The 3,123-nt window shown below is 66.6% G+C and carries 3 protein-coding genes; 2 read left to right on the top strand and 1 reads right to left on the bottom strand.

Features of this window, described 5'->3' with window-relative positions; genetic code table 11:
* Nucleotides 1-336 (top strand): extracellular solute-binding protein (locus JNN06_RS03970; RefSeq protein WP_291238301.1); only part of this gene is annotated, 336 nt, incomplete at its 5' end.
* Nucleotides 337-397: 61 nt separating this feature from the next.
* Complete coding sequence (locus JNN06_RS03965) at nucleotides 398-2,017, top strand: amidohydrolase (RefSeq protein WP_291238300.1); 1,620 nt, start codon at nucleotides 398-400, stop codon at nucleotides 2,015-2,017.
* On the opposite strand, the gene JNN06_RS03960 is transcribed toward JNN06_RS03965, so the two are convergent.
* Entirely contained in the window at nucleotides 2,014-2,979 is a 966-nt protein-coding gene (locus JNN06_RS03960; protein ID WP_291238299.1) for a LysR family transcriptional regulator, read from the bottom strand. The genes JNN06_RS03965 and JNN06_RS03960 overlap by 4 nt on opposite strands.
* Nucleotides 2,980-3,123 lie beyond the last annotated feature (144 nt).

Genomic DNA, 3,123 nt, shown 5'->3' with positions numbered 1-3,123 from the left:
ATGAAGATCCGCTTCAACGACAATGCCCCCATTGAATATGCGATGCCGAAAGAGGGTCTGGTGGGCTGGCTGGACAGCATGGTGGTGCCGAAGGGCGCGCCGAATGTGGAAAACGCCAAGAAGTTCATCGACTTCATGTCGCGGGTCGAAAACGCGACGGCGCAGTATAATTTCTACGGTCATTCCGCGCCGGTGGCGATTGATGCGGCGGCGGCCAAATATACCGCCGAAAACGCCCCCGAGCTGTTCCCGACGGTGAAGGTGGAGTTCTCGCGCAGCTGCTCGCCCGCCGCGCAAGACCTTGTGACCAAGGTTTGGACCCAACTGCTGCAATAAGCGGCGCCCCCGGCGGTTTTGCGTGCCCTGCCGCCGGGGCTTTTTCTGGCTGGGAAATGTGATGGACCTGCTGATTTCCAACGCGCGCGATCTGGTGGGCGAGGCGGTTGCGCTGGCCGTGCAGGCGGGCCGGATCGCCTGGATCGGCGCGCCGGAGGGGGCGCCCAAGGCCGCGCGGATCATCGACGCGGCAGGGGCCACGCTGTTGCCCGCCTTCACCGAAAGCCATGTGCATCTGTTTCTGGGCGGCACGGCGCTTGGGCAGCTCAATCTGGCCAAGGTGACCAGCCGGGCGGCATTTGTGCAGGCCTTGCAAGGCTTTGCGGTGGGCCTGCCGCCGGGTGAGTTTCTCTGCGCCTATGCCGCAAATTACGAGATGCTGGGGCCGGGCACCCGGCCAGATCGGCAGGCGCTGGATGCGGCGGTGCCCGATCGCCCGGTTTTCATCACCTCGACCGATTACCACGCCGCCTGGGCCAATACCGCCGCCTTGCGGCTGGCGGGCATCTTGCAGGGAGCCGAGACGCCGCCGGGGTCTGAGGTGGTGATGGGCGCGGATGGGCTGGCCACCGGCGAGCTGCGCGAGGGCGCGGCGATGGAGCTGGTGCGACGGCTGACGCCCACGGGCGGGCGCGATTCCACCGCGATGATCGGGCAGGAGCCGCCGGGCATCCCCGATGCCGCGATGCGGGCGCGCGACAAGGCCACCATCCTGCGCGCCTGTCAGGAATTGGCGCGCCATGGCATCACCTCGGCGGTGAATATGGATGGCAATCTGTATCAGGCGGGGCTGTTCACCGAACTGGCTCAGGATCTGCCGATCCGGGTGAAGCTGCCGATGAACCTGACCGAGGATCAGGACGAGAACCGCGTGGCGGCGCTGATCACGCAGGCCAAGGCGCCGCCACGCGGGCGGCTGGAATTCGGCCTGATCAAGATGTTCATGGATGGGGTGTTTGACACCTGGACGGCGCATCTGGTCGGCGGCTACCCGGATGATCCGGCGCAGGATGGCCCACGTTTGATTTCGGCCCCCGGTTTCGCCCGGCTTTGCTGCCGCGCCGATGCGGCGGGTTTGCAGATTGCCGTTCATGCCGTGGGCGATGGCGCGGTGCGCGCCGTGCTGGAGGGCTATGCGGCGGCGCGCGAGGCCAATGGCCCGCGCGACAGCCGCCACCGCATCGAGCATATCGACACGATCCACGAGGATGACCTGCCGCGCCTCAGGGCGCTTGGCGTCATGGCCTCGATGCAGCCGGTGCATCCGCCGGGCAGCGCGGGCCTGCCGCTGGAGCCGACGATCTCGATCATGGGGCGCGCGCGTTGGCCCAATGCTTTCGCCTGGGCGCGGATTGCGGGGCAGGGCACGCCCCTGGCCTTTGGCACCGATTGGCCGGTCTCGCCGCTGGACCCGCTTTACTGCCTGCATTGCGCGCTGTCGCGCCGCCCCTGGGCGCCGGGGATGCCCGACCAGCGCCTGCCGCTGGCGGCGGCGCTGGCGGCCTATACCGAGGGCGGTGCCTACGGCATGTTTGCCGAACACCAGCGCGGGCGGCTGGCGGTCGGCATGGAGGCCGATGTGGTCCTGGTGGCGGGCGATCTCGCGGGCCTCGCCGCCGATCCGCAGGCCGCCCGCGTGACCCATACCTTCCGCGAGGGCACCCTGATCTTTCAGGCCTAGCCCTCGCGCGGCGCGCCATCAAAGCGCAGCTTGAGCCCATGGCCGCTGTCCGGCGTCAGCTCGGCCCGGCAGTGATCGACAAAGGCCCGCACCGTCTGCGAGGCCCGCGCCCCTTCCGACAGCACCAGCCCCAGCCGCATCGGACGCAAGGCAGCGGGGCTGGCCGCGCTCAGCGGCACATAGCGCAGCCGCTGCCCATCGGGGCTGCGATCCGACCAGGGCCGGATATTGGCGATGGAATAGCCAAAGCCTTGCCCGACAAGGCTTTGCATCACCGCCATGTCGCGCGTGCGCTCCGCGATCCGGGGCTTTACCCCCAATTCGCTGAACAGGCTGAGAAAATATTCCGACGACAGCGGCAGATCCAGCAGGATCATCGGATGATCCGCCAGATCGGCGGGCGACAGCGTGCTGCGATGCGCAAGGTCATGCGTCTCGGGCAGCACCGCATAGGGCGGCAGCGAGGCCAGCGGCACGAAATCCAGATCGGGCGGAATGTTCAGATCATAGCTCAGCGCCAGATCGAGGCTCGCATGGCGCAAGCCGTCAAAGATTTCTGACTGGTTGCGCTCGAACTGGTGGAAATCGACCTCCGGGTTCACATCGACAAACCCCCGCCGCAGATGCGGCAGCACCACCTGCGCAAAGGTCAGCAGGCAGCCGACATTCAGCGGGCCGCGCACCTTGCCGGTGATCGTGTTCGCCAGATCGTTCAGCCGCGCCGCCTGCGCCAGCACCACCTTGGCCTGTTCGACAAACTGCTTGCCGCCTTGGGTCAGCGAGAGGCCATGCGCATGTTTGCGCACAAACAGCGGCAGGCCGAATTCCTGCTCTAGCTGCGAAATGGCCGCCGAGATCGAGGGCGAGGACACATTCACCCGATCCGAGGCCAGCGCGATCGAGCCGCATTCGCCCACCGCCACCAGATATTCCAATTGCCGCAGCGTGAAGCGCAAGGGCATGGCTTATCCTTTTCCGCCTTGGGGGAAGGTGCAGCCTAACCCGTTTCAGTATTTGATCCAAGTCGTCTTCAGGGCCGCGTATTTGTCGAAACTGTGCAGCGACAGGTCGCGCCCGAAGCCTGATTGCTTCATGCCGCCAAAGGG

It is taken from the genome of Gemmobacter sp., from assembly GCF_016792925.1.
Lineage (GTDB): Bacteria > Pseudomonadota > Alphaproteobacteria > Rhodobacterales > Rhodobacteraceae > Gemmobacter.
This window is presented reverse-complemented; position numbering and strand designations above follow the sequence as displayed.